The organism is Pseudomonas tolaasii NCPPB 2192, assembly GCF_002813445.1.
GTDB lineage: Bacteria > Pseudomonadota > Gammaproteobacteria > Pseudomonadales > Pseudomonadaceae > Aquipseudomonas > Aquipseudomonas tolaasii.
In genome coordinates this window covers 2,536,002-2,550,189 of sequence record NZ_PHHD01000001.1, presented here as the reverse complement: position 1 = coordinate 2,550,189, position 14,188 = coordinate 2,536,002, and the positions used below count along the sequence as shown (strand labels likewise).

Sequence of the window (14,188 nt, the reverse complement as noted above, 5' to 3'; positions counted from 1 at the left end):
TTTTACTTCAGTGGTATTTAAAGCTCGCCAAGGCCATCAATCAGCGCCTGGTTCTGCTCCGGCGTCCCGATGCTGATCCGCAGGAACTGGGCAATCCGCTCCTGCTTGAAGTGCCTCACGATCACACCCTGCTCACGCAACTTCGCCGCCAGGCCGGCAGCGTCGTGCCGTGGGTGGCGGGCGAAGATGAAGTTGGCGGCCGACGGCAACACGTCAAAGCCTTTGCCCTCAAGCTGAGCGACCAGCGTGTTGCGGCTGTCGATCACCAGCCGGCAGGTCTTCTCGAAGTATTCACGGTCCTCGAACGCCGCCGCTGCGCCGACAATTGCCAGGCGATCCAGCGGATAGGAGTTGAAGCTGTTCTTGACCCGCTCCAGCGCTTCGATCAGGTCCGGGTGGCCCACGGCCAGGCCCACACGCAAACCGGCCAGTGAGCGCGATTTGGACAGGGTTTGGGTCACCAGCAGGTTCGGGTATCGATCCACCAGGCTGATAGCGGTTTCGCCACCGAAATCGATATAGGCCTCATCGACCACCACCACCGAGTCCGGGCTGGCTTTGAGGATCTGCTCCACCGCGTCCAGCGCCAGCACACAGCCCGTCGGCGCGTTCGGGTTGGGGAAGATAATCCCGCCGTTGGGTTTGGCGTAATCCGCAACGCGGATCTGGAACTGCTCGTCCAGCGGCACCGGGTCCGACTGAATGCCATACAGGCCGCAGTAAACCGGGTAGAAGCTGTAGCTGATGTCCGGGAACAGCAGCGGCAAATCGTGCTGAAACAAACCGTGGAAGATGTGCGCCAACACTTCATCCGAGCCGTTGCCGAGGAACACTTTGCCGGCATCCACGCCGTAATAGTTGGCCACGGCCTGCTTGAGCAGGTCGCTGTTGGGGTCCGGGTACAGGCGCAGGTTGTCGTTCAACTCGGCCTGCATCGCGGCCAGTGCCTTTGGCGACGGGCCGTAGGGGTTTTCGTTGGTGTTGAGCTTGACCAGTTTGGTCAGCTTCGGTTGTTCACCCGGTACGTAAGGCACGAGGTCCTTGACGAAAGGGCTCCAGAATTTGCTCATGTCTTATTTCCCTTCTTCAAGGATGCGGTATTCAGCGCTGCGGGCGTGGGCACTCAGGGATTCACCACGGGCCAGTACCGACGCGGTTTTACCCAGTTCGGAGGCGCCTTGTGGCGAGCAGAAGATGATCGACGAACGCTTCTGGAAGTCATACACCCCCAGCGGCGACGAGAAACGCGCGGTGCCGGAAGTCGGCAGCACGTGATTCGGGCCCGCGCAGTAATCGCCCAGTGCTTCACTGGTGTGGCGCCCCATGAAGATCGCACCGGCGTGGCGAATCGACGGCAGCCAGGCCTGCGGGTCGGCCACGGACAGCTCCAGATGCTCCGGCGCGATGCGGTTGGCCACTTCAATGGCTTGCTCCATGTCACGCACCAGAATCAGCGCGCCGCGGCCATTGATCGATTTTTCGATGATCTCGGCGCGGTCCATGGTGGGCAGCAACTTATCGATGCTGGCGGCGACCTTGTCGAGGAAGTCGGCATCCGGGCTGACCAGAATCGCCTGGGCGTCTTCATCGTGCTCGGCCTGGGAAAACAGGTCCATGGCGATCCAGTCCGGGTCGGTCTGGCCGTCGCACACCACCAGGATTTCCGAAGGACCGGCGATCATATCGATACCGACCTGGCCGAACACGTGGCGCTTGGCGGTGGCGACATAGATGTTGCCGGGGCCGACCACCTTGTCGACCTTCGGCACGCTTTCGGTGCCGTAAGCCAGGGCTGCAACGGCCTGGGCGCCGCCGATGGTGAACACGCGGTCGACGCCGGCGATGCACGCTGCCGCCAACACCAGTTCGTTGATTTCACCGCGCGGGGTTGGCACCACCATGACCACTTCGGTCACGCCGGCCACCTTGGCCGGAATCGCGTTCATCAATACCGACGACGGGTAGGACGCTTTACCGCCTGGCACGTACAGGCCAGCGCGGTCCAGCGGCGTGACCTTCTGGCCCAGCACGGTGCCGTCGGCCTCGGTGTAGCTCCAGGAGTCCTGTTTCTGTTTTTCGTGGTAGCTGCGCACGCGCGCCGCCGCGATTTCCAGGGCTTCGCGCTGAGGCGCAGTAATGCGTGTCAGGGCCAGCTCCAGGCGCTCGCGGGGCAGAATCAAGTCAGCCATGGACTTGACGTCCAGGCCGTCGAATTGGCGGGTGAAGTCCACCAACGCCGCATCACCGCGCTCGCGCACGGCCTTGATAATGTCGAGCACTCGCCCGTTGACCGAATCGTCGGACACGCTTTCCCAGCTCAGCAGATGATCCAGATGATGGGCGAAATCCGGGTCGGCAGCGTTGAGTCGGGCAATTGCAGTGGACGTGGTCATAGCGAGGGCCTCAATAGAATTGGCAAAAACTCAGGCGCCCTAAACTAGCAGTCGTTTCCGCTTGGGCACCTGAGAATTCTGGCTATGAGGCGGATAGACGGGCGCAGCCGTTCAGCTACGCGGGTAAGTCAACCGCGGTGTCGCGACTCCACTGCCTTGCGCAGGGTGTCGATCAACGCCTGGATACGAGCGTGCTGCATCTTCATCGATGCCTTGTTGACGATCAGGCGGGAGCTGATGTCGGCGATGAAATCCTGTGGCTCAAGGCCGTTGGCACGCAGGGTGTTGCCGGTGTCGACCACATCGATGATCTTGTCGGCCAGGCCGATCAGCGGCGCCAGCTCCATCGAACCGTAGAGCTTGATGATGTCGACCTGGCGCCCTTGCTCGGCGTAGTAACGCTTGGCAACGTTGACGAACTTGGTGGCCACGCGCAGGCGGCCCTTGGGCTCGACATCACCGACACGGCCGGCGGTCATCAGCTTGCATAGGGCGATGCGCAGGTCCAAAGGCTCGTACAGGCCCTGGCCACCGTATTCCATCAGCACGTCTTTACCGGCGACACCCAGGTCAGCCGCGCCATGCTCAACGTAGGTCGGCACGTCGGTAGCCCGCACGATCAGCAGGCGAACGTCGTCCTGGGTCGTGGGGATGATCAGCTTGCGGCTCTTGTCCGGATTCTCGGTCGGCACGATGCCCGCTTCAGCCAGAAGCGGCAAAGTGTCGTCAAGGATGCGGCCCTTGGACAGTGCGATGGTCAACATGGGAAACGTCAGTCCTTCATCAGGCTATTGCTGTCCGGTCGCAAACGGCGCCAGACACAGATCGAGGCCATTACAGCCCCGATTTGAAACAAATCAGCTAACAGCAACTGTGGCGAGGGAGCTTGCTCCCTCGCCACAGGTAACGCCGGGACTAGCCCGGCACGCGGCGAATTTTCGCGCCGAGCATCTGCAGTTTCTCTTCGATGCACTCGTAGCCACGGTCTATGTGGTAGATGCGATCGATCAGCGTGTCGCCTTCGGCGATCAGTGCCGAGATGACCAGGCTGGCCGAAGCACGCAGGTCGGTGGCCATCACTGGCGCGCCCTTGAGCTTGTCGGTGCCGGTCACAATGGCGGTGTTGCCTTCAACCTGGATCTTGGCGCCCATGCGGTGCAGCTCGTACACGTGCATGAAGCGGTTTTCGAAGATGGTTTCGATCACGGCCCCCGTGCCTTCGGCAATCGCATTCAGGGAGATGAACTGCGCCTGCATGTCGGTCGGGAATGCCGGGTATGGAGCGGTACGCACATTGACGGCTTTAGGGCGCTTGCCGTGCATGTTCAGCTCGATCCAGTCTTCACCGGTGGTGATTTCGGCACCGGCTTCGCGCAGTTTTTCCAGGACCGCTTCCAGGATGGTCGGATCGGTGTCCTTGACCTTGACGCGGCCACCGGTCACGGCGGCGGCCACCAGGTAGGTGCCGGTCTCGATACGGTCTGGCATGACCTTGTAGGTGGCGGTGTGCAGACGCTCTACACCATCGATGGTGATGGTGTCGGTGCCGGCGCCGGAAACCTTGGCGCCCATGGCGTTCAGGAAGTTGGCCAGGTCGACCACTTCAGGCTCGCGCGCGGCGTTTTGCAGGACACTGCGGCCTTTGGCCAGGGCAGCGGCCATCATGATGTTTTCGGTACCGGTCACGCTGACGGTGTCGAAGAAGAAATTCGCACCGCGCAGGCCGCCTTCCGGCGCCTTGGCCTTGATATAACCGCCTTCGACGTCGATGACAGCGCCCATGGCTTCAAGGCCACGGATGTGCAGGTCAACCGGACGCGAGCCGATGGCGCAACCGCCAGGCAGGGCCACTTCGGCTTCGCCGAAACGGGCAACCATCGGGCCCAGCACCAGGATCGACGCACGCATGGTTTTCACCAGTTCGTACGGGGCAACCAGAGTCTTGATAGTGCGCGGGTCGATTTCGACCGCCAGCTTCTCGTCGATCACAGGCTCGATGCCCATGCGGCCGAACAGCTCGATCATGGTGGTGATGTCGTGCAGGTGCGGCAGGTTGGCCACAGTCACCGGGCCGTCGCACAGCAGGGTCGCTGCCAGAATCGGCAGCGCAGAGTTTTTCGCACCGGAAATGCGGATCTCGCCATCAAGGCGGGCACCGCCGGTAATAATCAATTTATCCATAAGAATCTCGACGCCTTGGGGGCTCAGGTGCGCTCGGCCCAGGCCGCGCGGCTGAAAAATTTCATAGTGACCGCGTGGATGCTGCCATCGGTGATCCACGGGTTCAAATGGGCATAGATCTGCTGCTGACGCTTGACCGGGCTCAATGCCGCCAGTTCATCGCTAATCACGTTCAGCTGGAAATTGCAGCCTTCGCCTTCAACTTCAACGATCGTTTCCGGCAGCTTTCCTTCAAGGAAGCTCTTAACTTCTAGGGCCTGCATGCTCAACCTCTATCGGCGCCCAGTGCGCACGGGTCGCACATCATACAAAAAAGCCCCGCGCCTGCGAACCCCGCATAGCAGGACTCTGACGGGGGGCTTCTTTAATAATGTGTATTAAGGATGCGCCAGAAGCTCAGTCAGGCCGGAAACCTCAGCGATTTCACGCATATCCTCAGGCAGCGCGCGAATGCTCACCGGTTTTTTGATTGCTTGAGCGTCGCGCATGAAGCACAGCAGCAACGAAAGGCCGACACTGCTGGACTTGGTGACCGCCGAGCAATCGAGCACCAGCGCCGGAGCGTTGCTGGCGTTGATCAGCGCCTGGCCCTGTTTGCGCAGGTCAGGCCCGGAGCGGTAATCGAGCACACCGCTGAGGAACAACTCACCGGCGTCGCCAAGACGCACAGCCGATTCGGTCATTGCGCAGACTTCCCGGCTTCTTTATCGGAATTTTCCTTGGCCTTGGCCACTTCACCGGCCCAGCCGTTGATGGTCTTGTCCAGATCATTGCCATTGCGCTGCATGGCGTCGGCGAACTGATCACGGAACAGTTTGCCGATGTTGATGCCGTTGATGATCACGTTGCGCAGTTTCCAGTCTCCATTGACCTTTTCCAGCGTGTACTGCACAGGGTAAACCGCGCCGTTATTGCCTTTGACGGTCATGCTGACGCTGGTACGGTCACCCGACTCATCGCCCGCAGGCGCGACGGTGATGCCCTGGTTGTTGTACTCAAGCAGAGCGTTGCCGTAGAACTGGAACAGGCCCTTCTTGAAGTTTTCCTGGAAGGTCTGCATCTGTGCAGGGGTGGCCTTGCGAGAATATTTGACCGTCATGATGCTGCGGGAAATGCCTTCAGCGTCGACCACCGGGCCGACGATGGTGTTCAGCGCATCGTAAAACTTGGTCGGGTCCTGCTTGTACTGTTCCTTGTTGGCTGTCAGGTCAGCCAGCATCTTGCTGGTGGTGTCTTGCACCAGATCGTGCGCAGAACCCGCCGCGTTGGCCATCAGCGGCAGCGCTGCGAGCAGAACCAGCAGGCCGCGTCGCAAGGTAGAGATCATGAACAGATTCCTCATTTGGCGTCTTTATTGACCGTATTGAGCAGGAATTTACCGATCAGGTCTTCCAGCACCAGCGACGACTGTGTGTCGTGGATGGTCGAACCATCCTTGAGCAGGGCTGTTTCCCCACCCACGCTAACACCGATGTATTTCTCGCCCAGCAGACCCGCAGTGAGGATAGATGCAGTGGAGTCAGTCGGCAGGTTATCTACCTTCTTGTCGACTTGCATGGTCACTCGCCCGGTGAAGCTGTCGCGATCCAGATCGATTGCCGTGACCTTGCCGATCGTCACACCGGCCATGGTCACTTTAGCTCTGACAGTCAAACCGGCGATATTGTCGAAGTACGCGTAAAGTTTATAAGTGTCGGCCGTAGGGCTGGCCGAAAGGCCGCTGACTCGCAGGGCCAGCAACAGTAAAGCCAGGATGCCAGCCAGCAAGAAAAGGCCGACACCGATTTCCACAGTGCGGTTTTGCATCAGAAATCTCCAAACATCAAGGCGGTCAAAATGAAGTCAAGGCCCAGTACCGCCAGCGAGGCGTACACAACGGTCTTGGTGGTGGCGCGACTGATCCCTTCTGAAGTGGGCTCACAGTCGTAGCCTTGGAATACGGCGATCCAGGTCACTACAAAGGCGAAAACGATGCTTTTAATGATGCCGTTGAGCACGTCGCCACTGAAGGTCACGCTGTTTTGCATGTTGCCCCAGTAAGAGCCGTCGTAGACGCCCAGCCAGTCAACCGCAACCCACGAACCGCCCCAAATGCCCACCACGCTGAAGATCATCGCCAGCAGCGGCAGGGAAATGAAGCCGGCCCACAGGCGCGGGGCAACAATGTATTTGAGCGGGTCGACGCCGATCATTTCCAGGCTCGACAGTTGCTCGGTGGACTTCATGTTGCCGATCTCGGCAGTCAGCGCAGAGCCAGCGCGGCCGGCGAACAGTAACGCGGTGACCACCGGCCCGAGCTCACGCAGCAGCGTCAGGGCAACCATCTGGCCCACCGCCTGTTCGGAACCGTAGCTGGAAAGAATATTGAAGCCCTGCAACGCCAGCACCATGCCGATGAAAATACCGGACACCACAATGATGACCAGGGACATTACGCCCACGGAATGCAGCTGCTTGATCAGCAGGCCAAAACCGCCACCGATGCCACCACGGCCGAGCAAGGCATGAAACAGAAAGATCGTCGAACGCCCGAGCACTTCGACCATGTCGATGCCGGAGCGACCGAAAAGGCGCACGCGCTCAAGTAAAGATTTCTTGCGCATCAGCGCTTCCCCAGAAGATCTGAGCGGTAATCCGCTGCCGGAAAGTGAAAAGGCACCGGACCATCAGGGTCGCCGGTCATGAATTGGCGGATGCGCGGGTTGTCGGCGTTCATCAATTCTTCAGGCGTGCCCTGGCCCAGTACCTGGCCATCGCCGACGACATAAAGGTAGTCGGCAATGCTCGCGGTTTCGGCCAAATCGTGGGAAACCACGATGCTGGTGATGCCCAGCGCATCGTTGAGCAGACGGATCAGGCGCACCAGCACGCCCATGGCGATCGGGTCCTGGCCTACGAAAGGCTCGTCGTACATCAGAATTTGTGGATCCAGCGCAATGGCCCGCGCCAGGGCGACACGGCGCTTCATGCCGCCGGACAACTCGTCGGGCATCAGTTCAGTGGCACCACGAAGGCCTACGGCCTGCAGTTTCAGCAGAACAATGTCACGAATCATTTCATCGGACAGCTGGGTATGCACCCGCAGCGGAAAAGCCACGTTTTCGAAAACGTCGAGGTCGGTAAACAGCGCGCCGCTCTGGAACAGTACGCCCATGTGCTTGCGCGCATCGAACAGGTCGCTGCGCGACAGTGTCGGCAGGTTCTGGCCGTTGACCCACACTTCGCCGGCGCTGGGCCGCAATTGCATGCCCATCAGGCGCAACAACGTGGTCTTGCCGCAACCGGAAGGCCCCATGATGCCCGTGACTTTACCGCGGGGAATGCGAATATCGACGTTATTGAAGATGCTGCGCGACCCGCGCTTGAAGGTAAGACCCTTCAGCTCGACCGCGTAGGCGTTATCGGCACTCATCTAATCTCCTTGGGATGCAGCCTTTCACTCAGACACCATGTTTGCGACTTTCGTTTGCAACGGATGCGCAATAGTTAGCACATGGGTTGGGCGGACCGAACTGGCGGCGAACTATATCACTGCTGGTACAGAGCCCCCAAGGCCGGAACTGCGCTTGTTCAGATTCGGGACAGGGAAAAAGCATTGCGTGAGATGAATCTCACACGCTTCTCGAACAAACCCTGACGAACTAGCGTGAGGGAATTGATCATTACCGCTATAATCGCCGACTTTTCGTCAGGCTATACGATTTCAGACATGAGCCAATCCAGCGACCTTATTCAATCCGCACAACGCACTATCCGCCTGGAGCTAGAAGCCGTAGAAGGCTTGCTGGCCCATATCGACGCGGATTTCGTACGCGCCTGCGAGATGATTCTGGCCAGCAAGGGCCGCGTTGTCGTGGTCGGCATGGGCAAATCCGGCCACGTCGGCAACAAGATCGCCGCAACCCTGGCCAGCACCGGAACCACCGCGTTTTTCGTACACCCGGCCGAAGCCAGCCACGGCGACATGGGCATGATCACCAAGGATGACATCATCCTGGCCCTGTCCAACTCCGGCACCACCAACGAAATCGTGACGTTGCTGCCGCTGATCAAGCGCCTGGGCATCCAGATGATCAGCATCACCGGCAACCCGGAGTCCACGCTGGCCAAGGCTGCCGAAGTGAACCTCAATGTCCACGTAGCCCACGAGGCCTGCCCGCTGAACCTGGCGCCGACCTCCTCGACCACCGCCGCCCTGGTCATGGGCGATGCCCTGGCGGTGGCGCTGCTGGACGCCCGCGGCTTTACCGCGGAAGATTTTGCCTTCTCGCACCCGGGCGGGGCCCTGGGCCGTCGCCTGCTGCTCAAGGTGGAAAATGTGATGCACACCGGTGAGGAGTTGCCCAGCGTGCAACGCGGCGCCCTGCTCAAGGAGGCGTTGATGGAAATGAGCCTCAAGCGCCTGGGCATGACGGCCATCCTGGAAACCGACGGCCGCCTCGCCGGCGTGTTCACCGACGGCGACTTGCGCCGCGCCCTGGACCGCAACCTCGACATCCAGACCGCAAAGATCGATGAAGTCATGACGCCCCACGGCAAGACCGCCCGCCCCGACATGCTGGCGGCCGAGGCGTTGAAGATCATGGAAGACCATAAAATTCTCGCGCTGGTCGTGGTTGACCGCGATGATCGCCCGATTGGCGCCCTGAACATGCACGACTTGCTGCGTGCGGGAGTGATGTAAATGACAGCCGACCTGCTGCAACGCGGCAAAAACATCAAGCTGGCGATTTTCGACGTGGACGGCGTGCTGACGGATGGCCGCCTGTACTTCCTCGAAGATGGCAGCGAATTCAAGACGTTCAACACCCTCGACGGCCAAGGCATCAAAATGTTGATGGCGGCGGGTGTGCAAACCGCGATTATCAGCGGTCGAAAGACGCCGGTTGTGGAGCGCCGCGCACAAAACCTGGGGATTCCTCACCTGTATCAGGGCCGCGAGGATAAACTCGTGGTTCTGGACGAGCTTCTTGGCCAACTCAACCTAAGCTATGAACAGGTCGCCTATCTGGGTGATGACCTGCCTGACCTGCCGGTGATCCGCCGGGTCGGCCTGGGCATGGCCGTGGCAAACGCTGCGGCGTTTGTTCGCGAACACGCACATGGCATCACGACGGCACGTGGCGGCGAAGGCGCTGCCCGCGAGTTCTGCGAATTGATCCTGCGTGCCCAGGGCAGTCTTGAAGCGGCCCACGCCGCCTACCTATAGAGCGTTTTATGCTGAGCAAAAAGATTCGCAACTTTCTGTTATTCGCAGTGATCGCCGCGCTGTTTCTGGCGGTGGGCTACTGGAATATCAGCCCGGAGCGCTTCCTCGACAAGCCTGTTGTGCAGGTTGACGAAGGCGTTATCGACTATTACGCAACCAATGCCTATAGCGTGCAATTCCTGCCTGATGGCAAGGTGCAGTACGAAATGACGGCCGACAGGGTCGATCACGTGAAGGCTTCCGAGGTCACCCTGCTGACCAAGCCGGACATGAACCTGTACCGCGGCACCGAATTCCCGTGGCACGTCACCAGCGAGCGTGGCGAGGTCAACCCGGACGGTACCCAGGTGGAACTGATTGATTCGGTTCGCGTTGCGCGCACCGATGAAAAGAACCGCGACACCATTATTACCAGCAGTCGCATGACCGTTTTCCCACAACAGCAATATGCGCAGACCGAGCAAGACGTTAGAATCGACGGCGCTGGCGGTGTATCGACTGGCAAGGGAATGAAAGCGTATTTGAAAGAAAGCAGGATACACCTGCTATCGAACGTAAGAGGACAGTATGAGGCTCGTTAAAACTCTCCCTATTTTGCTCGGTCTGGGCGCAGCACTGGGAAGCGTGAGCGCCTGGGCTCTGCCGAACGATAGCCAGCAGCCGATTCACATTCAGGCTGACGACGCTCAGCTGGATGACAAGCAAGGTGTGGCCACCTACACAGGCGGCGTGATCATTACCCAGGGTTCGATGAAGATCACCGGCAACACAGTGACCCTCACGCGCACCCCGGGCGGCGACATTGACGTGGTAACGTCGGTAGGCAACCTGGCGTACTTCGAACAGAAGCAAGCGGCTGCCGACCCGGCTCCAATGAAGGGCTATGGCAAGACCATCCAGTACCACGCCCAGCAAAACCGCATCATCCTGATCGACCAGGCCAGGGTTGTCAGCAGTGACGGCAACACCACTGACGGTGAAAAGATCACCTATGACACCGTGAAACAGATCGCACAGGCCGGCCGTGCCAACGGCTCGAAAATCGGAACGCCGAAGCCGCGCATCGACATGGTTATCCAGCCGAAGCAGAAAGATGGCGCCGCCCAGCCTGCGCCTAAACCCGCAGCGAAGAAGACGAATTAATGGCAACCCTGAAAGCCCAGCATCTGGCCAAGGCCTATAAAAGCCGTCAGGTCGTGCGCGACGTCAGCCTGTCGATCGACAGCGGCCAGATCGTCGGCCTGCTCGGCCCTAACGGCGCCGGCAAGACCACGTGCTTCTACATGATCGTCGGGCTGGTTCAGGCCGATCAGGGCCGCGTCCTGATCGACGACCTGGACGTCAGCCACCAACCCATGCACGGCCGCGCCCGCGCCGGTATCGGCTATCTCCCACAGGAAGCGTCGATCTTCCGCAAACTGTCGGTGTCCGACAACATCATGGCGATCCTTGAAACCCGCAAGGAACTCGACCGTGACGGCCGTCGCAAGGAGCTGGAAAGCCTGCTGCAGGAATTCCACATCAACCACATCCGCGACAACCTCGGCATGAGCTTGTCGGGGGGTGAGCGCCGCCGTGTGGAAATCGCCCGTGCACTGGCCACCGCGCCCAAGTTCATCCTGCTGGATGAACCCTTTGCCGGCGTCGACCCGATCTCGGTGGGCGATATCAAGCAGATCATCCACCACCTCAAGGCCAAGGGCATCGGCGTGCTGATCACGGACCACAACGTCCGCGAGACCCTGGATATCTGTGAAACCGCCTATATCGTCAACGACGGTCAACTGATCGCCGAAGGCGACTCAGCCACCATCCTGGCCAATGAACTGGTCAAGGAAGTGTACCTGGGCCACGAGTTCCGCCTGTAAGCAGCACGGTGTCACGGCAGGCCGCCAAAGCGCGCGCGAGTCAATAAAAACCTCTACTTTTTTATTGTTACCGCGCTCTAGGCAAAGCCCCCGATATCAGGCATATAATTTGCTTATGTTTGGCGCTCACGCGCCCTGTCGTGGATGGCGCATTGCGCCGGCGAATAAGGTGTTAAGCCCCTGCCATGAAACCATCGCTAGTCCTGAGAATGGGCCAGCAGCTGACGATGACACCGCAGCTGCAACAGGCCATCCGCCTGCTCCAATTGTCGACCCTGGACCTGCAACAGGAAATCCAGGAGGCCCTGGAGTCCAATCCGATGCTCGAACGCCAGGAAGAAGGCGACGACTTCGACAATGCAGACCCGCTGGCCGATAACATCGAGCAAAAACCCAACTCCGACGTGCAAGAACCCTCCTACCAGGAAACCGCCCCAACGGTGGATAACCTCGAGGAAGGTGAATGGAACGAACGCATTCCCAACGAGCTTCCGGTCGATACTGCCTGGGAAGACGTTTACCAGACCAGCGCCAGCAGCCTGCCAAGCAATGATGACGATGAGTGGGATTTCACCACCCGCACGTCCGCCGGCGAGAGCCTGCAGAGTCATTTGCTGTGGCAATTGAACCTGGCGCCGATGTCCGACACCGACCGCCTGATTGCCGTCACCTTGATCGACTGCATCAACAATCAGGGTTACCTGGACGAGACGCTCGAAGAAATTCTTGAGGCGTTCGACCCGGAACTGGACATTGAGCTGGACGAAATCGAAGCTGTTCTGCACCGCATCCAGCAATTCGAGCCTGCCGGCATAGGCGCCCGCACCCTCAGCGAATGCCTGTTGCTGCAATTGCGCCAGTTGCCCGCCAAAACCCCTTGGCTCGCCGAAGCCCAGCGCCTGGTCACCGACTACATCGACCTGCTGGGCAGCCGCGACTACAGCCAGTTGATGCGCCGCATGAAGCTCAAGGAAGACGACCTGCGCCAGGTGATCGAGCTGGTGCAGAGCCTCAACCCGCGCCCGGGCTCGCAGATCGAATCCAGCGAGGCGGAATACGTCGTTCCTGACGTGATCGTCCGCAAGGACAACGAGCGCTGGCTCGTGGAGCTGAATCAGGAGTCGGTGCCGCGCCTGCGCGTCAACCCGCAATACGCAGGTTTTGTACGCCGTGCCGACACCAGCGCCGACAACACCTTCATGCGCAACCAGTTGCAGGAAGCGCGCTGGTTCATCAAGAGCCTGCAAAGCCGCAACGAAACCCTGATGAAAGTCGCCACCCAAATTGTCGAGCACCAGCGCGGCTTCCTGGAATATGGCGACGAAGCGATGAAACCGCTGGTTTTGCACGATATTGCCGAAGCCGTTGGCATGCACGAATCGACGATTTCCCGGGTCACCACCCAGAAATTCATGCATACCCCACGGGGTATTTATGAGTTGAAATACTTTTTCTCCAGCCATGTCAGCACCTCCGAAGGCGGCGAATGCTCGTCCACGGCGATCCGCGCGATCATCAAAAAACTGGTTGCCGCGGAAAATCAGAAAAAGCCATTGAGTGACAGTAAGATCGCTGGTTTACTGGAGGCACAAGGCATTCAGGTCGCCCGTCGAACCGTCGCCAAGTACCGCGAGTCCCTCGGGATCGCGCCTTCCAGCGAGCGCAAGCGTTTGATGTGACGGGCGGGCCATAGCGTTCCAGTGGTGGGTATTTCTGCCCACCGCTTTATGCACTGGCAACGAAGGAGAAGCTGTATGCAAGTCAACATCAGTGGACACCAACTGGAAGTAACCAAGCCCCTGCGTGAATACACCGAGAGCAAGCTGAACAAGCTTGCGGGGCATTTTGACAAGATCACCAACGTGCAGGTCATCATGGAGGTCGACAAGCTCAAGCAGAAAATCGAGGCCACCCTGCACGTACCGAATGCGAAGCTCGTCGCCAATGCGGAGCATGAAGACATGTACGCTGCGATTGACTCGCTCTACGACAAGCTGGACCGCCAACTCATAAAGCATAAGGAAAAGAATCTGCACCTGATGCAAGGTACAGGTCGTTAACTCTCCCCCCATGATCCGACTTGAAACCATCCTGACCCCCGGCCGTTCCCTTGTGAACGTGCCGGGCGGCAGTAAAAAGCGCGCCCTCGAACAAATTGCCAACCTGATCGGCCGTGAAGTGCCCGAACTGGACACGCAAGCTGTGTACGAAGCGCTTATTGCCCGTGAAAAACTCGGTTCTACCGGTTTTGGCAACGGCATAGCCATTCCTCACTGCCGCCTGCAAGGCTGTGAATCCCCGGTGAGCGCCCTGCTCCACCTGGACGCTCCTATCGATTTTGACGCCATCGACGGTGCTCCGGTCGACCTGCTCTTTGTTCTGCTGGTCCCGCAAGCTGCCACCGATGCACACCTGGAACTGCTTCGGCAGATCGCCAGCATGCTCGACCGCAAGGAAGTACGCGACAAACTGCGCAGCGCCAAAAGCAACGAGGCGCTCTATCAGGTAGTCCTGGATGAACAAAACGGGCAGTAATC

At 59.5% G+C, this 14,188-nt stretch carries 18 protein-coding genes; 8 read left to right on the top strand and 10 right to left on the bottom strand.

Going from position 1 to position 14,188, the window contains the following annotated elements:
* Positions 1-17: 17 nt before the first annotated feature.
* The 10 genes from hisC to ATI14_RS11765 all read right to left on the bottom strand — a co-directional run bounded on the left by hisC (position 18) and on the right by ATI14_RS11765 (position 7,986).
* A complete protein-coding gene (hisC, locus tag ATI14_RS11810) occupies positions 18-1,070 on the bottom strand; it encodes a histidinol-phosphate transaminase (RefSeq protein ID WP_016974276.1) in 1,053 nt (350 codons plus the stop codon).
* 3 nt (positions 1,071-1,073) lie between these two features.
* Entirely contained in the window at positions 1,074-2,393 is a 1,320-nt protein-coding gene (hisD, locus tag ATI14_RS11805; RefSeq protein WP_016974277.1) for a histidinol dehydrogenase, read from the bottom strand.
* A gap of 128 nt (positions 2,394-2,521) precedes the next feature.
* Positions 2,522-3,157, bottom strand: coding sequence for an ATP phosphoribosyltransferase (hisG, locus tag ATI14_RS11800; RefSeq protein ID WP_003188599.1), 636 nt, complete (start codon positions 3,155-3,157; stop codon positions 2,522-2,524).
* A gap of 151 nt (positions 3,158-3,308) precedes the next feature.
* A complete protein-coding gene (gene murA, locus ATI14_RS11795) occupies positions 3,309-4,574 on the bottom strand; it encodes a UDP-N-acetylglucosamine 1-carboxyvinyltransferase (protein WP_016974278.1) in 1,266 nt (421 codons plus the stop codon).
* Positions 4,575-4,597: 23 nt separating this feature from the next.
* Positions 4,598-4,837, bottom strand: coding sequence for a BolA family protein (locus tag ATI14_RS11790; protein WP_016974279.1), 240 nt, complete (start codon positions 4,835-4,837; stop codon positions 4,598-4,600).
* A 114-nt stretch (positions 4,838-4,951) separates the two neighbouring features.
* Positions 4,952-5,257 (bottom strand): STAS domain-containing protein, encoded by a 306-nt coding sequence (locus ATI14_RS11785; RefSeq protein WP_016974280.1) that lies wholly within the window; start codon positions 5,255-5,257, stop codon positions 4,952-4,954.
* Positions 5,254-5,901: an MlaC/ttg2D family ABC transporter substrate-binding protein gene (locus tag ATI14_RS11780; RefSeq protein WP_016974281.1), complete on the bottom strand. Its 648-nt coding sequence runs from the start codon at positions 5,899-5,901 to the stop codon at positions 5,254-5,256. Before ATI14_RS11780 ends, ATI14_RS11785 begins: the two co-directional genes overlap by 4 nt.
* A gap of 11 nt (positions 5,902-5,912) precedes the next feature.
* Complete coding sequence (gene mlaD, locus ATI14_RS11775) at positions 5,913-6,380, bottom strand: outer membrane lipid asymmetry maintenance protein MlaD (RefSeq protein ID WP_005784855.1); 468 nt, start codon at positions 6,378-6,380, stop codon at positions 5,913-5,915.
* Positions 6,380-7,177 (bottom strand): lipid asymmetry maintenance ABC transporter permease subunit MlaE, encoded by a 798-nt coding sequence (mlaE, locus tag ATI14_RS11770; protein ID WP_016974282.1) that lies wholly within the window; start codon positions 7,175-7,177, stop codon positions 6,380-6,382. Before mlaE ends, mlaD begins: the two co-directional genes overlap by 1 nt.
* The gene (locus ATI14_RS11765) at positions 7,177-7,986 is read right to left on the bottom strand and encodes an ATP-binding cassette domain-containing protein (RefSeq protein WP_016974283.1); all 810 of its coding nucleotides are present in this window, start codon (positions 7,984-7,986) and stop codon (positions 7,177-7,179) included. Before ATI14_RS11765 ends, mlaE begins: the two co-directional genes overlap by 1 nt.
* 297 nt (positions 7,987-8,283) lie before the next feature.
* Here ATI14_RS11765 and ATI14_RS11760 point away from each other — a divergent pair, with 297 nt between their 5' ends.
* From ATI14_RS11760 to ptsN, 8 genes are all read left to right on the top strand, one after another.
* Complete coding sequence (locus ATI14_RS11760) at positions 8,284-9,258, top strand: KpsF/GutQ family sugar-phosphate isomerase (RefSeq protein WP_016974284.1); 975 nt, start codon at positions 8,284-8,286, stop codon at positions 9,256-9,258.
* Complete coding sequence (locus tag ATI14_RS11755; protein WP_016974285.1) at positions 9,259-9,783, top strand: KdsC family phosphatase; 525 nt, start codon at positions 9,259-9,261, stop codon at positions 9,781-9,783. It begins immediately after the preceding gene.
* 8 nt (positions 9,784-9,791) lie between these two features.
* Entirely contained in the window at positions 9,792-10,364 is a 573-nt protein-coding gene (lptC, locus tag ATI14_RS11750) for an LPS export ABC transporter periplasmic protein LptC (protein WP_016974286.1), read from the top strand.
* On the top strand, positions 10,351-10,926 hold the full coding sequence (gene lptA, locus ATI14_RS11745) for a lipopolysaccharide transport periplasmic protein LptA (RefSeq protein WP_016974287.1): 576 nt from the start codon (positions 10,351-10,353) through the stop codon (positions 10,924-10,926). Before lptC ends, lptA begins: the two co-directional genes overlap by 14 nt.
* Positions 10,926-11,651 (top strand): LPS export ABC transporter ATP-binding protein, encoded by a 726-nt coding sequence (lptB, locus tag ATI14_RS11740; protein ID WP_016974288.1) that lies wholly within the window; start codon positions 10,926-10,928, stop codon positions 11,649-11,651. Before lptA ends, lptB begins: the two co-directional genes overlap by 1 nt.
* A 185-nt stretch (positions 11,652-11,836) precedes the next feature.
* Entirely contained in the window at positions 11,837-13,330 is a 1,494-nt protein-coding gene (locus ATI14_RS11735) for an RNA polymerase factor sigma-54 (protein WP_016974289.1), read from the top strand.
* A 75-nt stretch (positions 13,331-13,405) separates the two neighbouring features.
* Complete coding sequence (gene hpf / locus ATI14_RS11730; protein ID WP_003171804.1) at positions 13,406-13,711, top strand: ribosome hibernation-promoting factor, HPF/YfiA family; 306 nt, start codon at positions 13,406-13,408, stop codon at positions 13,709-13,711.
* Between the two features lie 10 nt (positions 13,712-13,721).
* Positions 13,722-14,186 carry a PTS IIA-like nitrogen regulatory protein PtsN gene (gene ptsN / locus ATI14_RS11725; protein ID WP_016974290.1) on the top strand — a complete coding sequence of 155 codons (465 nt, stop codon included), beginning with the start codon at positions 13,722-13,724 and terminating at the stop codon, positions 14,184-14,186.
* The last annotated feature ends 2 nt before the right edge of the window (positions 14,187-14,188 follow it).

Excerpts from the sequence above, each read along its gene's own strand:
- hisC (WP_016974276.1), bottom strand. The coding sequence starts at position 1,070 with ATGAGCAAATTCTGGAGCCCTTTCGTCAAGGACCTCGTGCCTTACGTA.
- hisD (WP_016974277.1), bottom strand. The coding sequence starts at position 2,393 with ATGACCACGTCCACTGCAATTGCCCGACTCAACGCTGCCGACCCGGAT.
- hisG (WP_003188599.1), bottom strand. The coding sequence starts at position 3,157 with ATGTTGACCATCGCACTGTCCAAGGGCCGCATCCTTGACGACACTTTG.
- murA (WP_016974278.1), bottom strand. The coding sequence starts at position 4,574 with ATGGATAAATTGATTATTACCGGCGGTGCCCGCCTTGATGGCGAGATC.
- ATI14_RS11790 (WP_016974279.1), bottom strand. The coding sequence starts at position 4,837 with ATGCAGGCCCTAGAAGTTAAGAGCTTCCTTGAAGGAAAGCTGCCGGAA.
- ATI14_RS11785 (WP_016974280.1), bottom strand. The coding sequence starts at position 5,257 with ATGACCGAATCGGCTGTGCGTCTTGGCGACGCCGGTGAGTTGTTCCTC.
- ATI14_RS11780 (WP_016974281.1), bottom strand. The coding sequence starts at position 5,901 with ATGATCTCTACCTTGCGACGCGGCCTGCTGGTTCTGCTCGCAGCGCTG.
- mlaD (WP_005784855.1), bottom strand. The coding sequence starts at position 6,380 with ATGCAAAACCGCACTGTGGAAATCGGTGTCGGCCTTTTCTTGCTGGCT.
- mlaE (WP_016974282.1), bottom strand. The coding sequence starts at position 7,177 with ATGCGCAAGAAATCTTTACTTGAGCGCGTGCGCCTTTTCGGTCGCTCC.
- ATI14_RS11765 (WP_016974283.1), bottom strand. The coding sequence starts at position 7,986 with ATGAGTGCCGATAACGCCTACGCGGTCGAGCTGAAGGGTCTTACCTTC.
- ATI14_RS11760 (WP_016974284.1), top strand. The coding sequence starts at position 8,284 with ATGAGCCAATCCAGCGACCTTATTCAATCCGCACAACGCACTATCCGC.
- ATI14_RS11755 (WP_016974285.1), top strand. The coding sequence starts at position 9,259 with ATGACAGCCGACCTGCTGCAACGCGGCAAAAACATCAAGCTGGCGATT.
- lptC (WP_016974286.1), top strand. The coding sequence starts at position 9,792 with ATGCTGAGCAAAAAGATTCGCAACTTTCTGTTATTCGCAGTGATCGCC.
- lptA (WP_016974287.1), top strand. The coding sequence starts at position 10,351 with ATGAGGCTCGTTAAAACTCTCCCTATTTTGCTCGGTCTGGGCGCAGCA.
- lptB (WP_016974288.1), top strand. The coding sequence starts at position 10,926 with ATGGCAACCCTGAAAGCCCAGCATCTGGCCAAGGCCTATAAAAGCCGT.
- ATI14_RS11735 (WP_016974289.1), top strand. The coding sequence starts at position 11,837 with ATGAAACCATCGCTAGTCCTGAGAATGGGCCAGCAGCTGACGATGACA.
- hpf (WP_003171804.1), top strand. The coding sequence starts at position 13,406 with ATGCAAGTCAACATCAGTGGACACCAACTGGAAGTAACCAAGCCCCTG.
- ptsN (WP_016974290.1), top strand. The coding sequence starts at position 13,722 with ATGATCCGACTTGAAACCATCCTGACCCCCGGCCGTTCCCTTGTGAAC.